Here is a 1085-nt window from a genome sequence, read left to right on the forward strand (position 1 = left end):
ATAGGCTTGATAGTATCACCACTAACAGAATCTGCATCAGCTTCATTGATTTGATCAAAGTTATAGAATTTTTCAGTTAAATCGAAGGGGAAAACGCCCATCTGATAAAATTTGATCAGGCGAGGGATGTCGACTTGAGGAATTGAATCACCCATGTTAACCCCGACAATCTTCTTGTCATCAACACAAAGGTCATTCCAAGTACTGATATCGATGTTATGAGGTGTGACAGCGATTGTGGCGGTTGTACCACCTTGAGTTAAAGCTGCGATTGAATCGGTCATAACTTTGGCAACGCCGGTCGTATCAACTGCCCAGTCAACACCTAGACCGCCAGTGATCTTCTTGATAGCGGCAACGGCATCTTCGTTTTTACTATTAACAATATCGGTAGCACCCATCTTTTTAGCTAATTCAAGCCGTGAATCAACGATATCAACAGCAATAACATTCACACAACCGGAGATTTTACCAGCCATCATGGCAGCTAAACCAACTGCACCAGTACCAAAGACAGCAATTGTATCACCAGGCTTTGGTTGAAGAGTATTAAAGACGGTACCACTACCAGTTACGTAGCCACATCCTAGAGGTCCAAGCTTTCTCAAGTCAAGGTCATCGGGTACTTTAACAGCATTTCTTTTATCGATCACTGTGTGAGTAGTAAATGATGATTGGTTGAACATATCACTGACATGGTGGCCTGATTCAGTAAAATGATCAGATCCATCAGGACGAGTACCGGATAGGTTAGAAGCAGCATATTTACGACATTGGGTAGGCTTACCTTTTAGACAGTTGTCGCATTCTCCACAAGAATAAAATGACATGATGATGTGGTCACCAGGTTTGAAATTAGTTACGTTCTTACCAACTTTTTCAACGATACCTGAACCTTCATGTCCTAAAACAACTGGGAAGGTGAAACCTGCATCACCTTTACGCAAGGCTTCATCAGAGTGGCAGATACCAGAAGCAACGACTTTAACTTGTAAACCATCATCGGTCATTTCAGCTAATTCAACATCATCTCTGATAACGAATGGATCATTTACTTTATCAACTACAGCAGCTTTAATTTTCAT

1 protein-coding gene is annotated in these 1085 nt (G+C 41.4%); it reads right to left on the reverse strand.

Annotated elements, in window-relative coordinates; all coding sequences use genetic code 11:
- Window positions 1-1085: NAD(P)-dependent alcohol dehydrogenase (locus IV57_RS12860; RefSeq protein WP_057881910.1), on the reverse strand; the 1085-nt coding region annotated here is incomplete at both ends.

The sequence above is a fragment of the Companilactobacillus kimchiensis genome (genome assembly GCF_001438805.1).
Classification (GTDB): domain Bacteria; phylum Bacillota; class Bacilli; order Lactobacillales; family Lactobacillaceae; genus Companilactobacillus; species Companilactobacillus kimchiensis.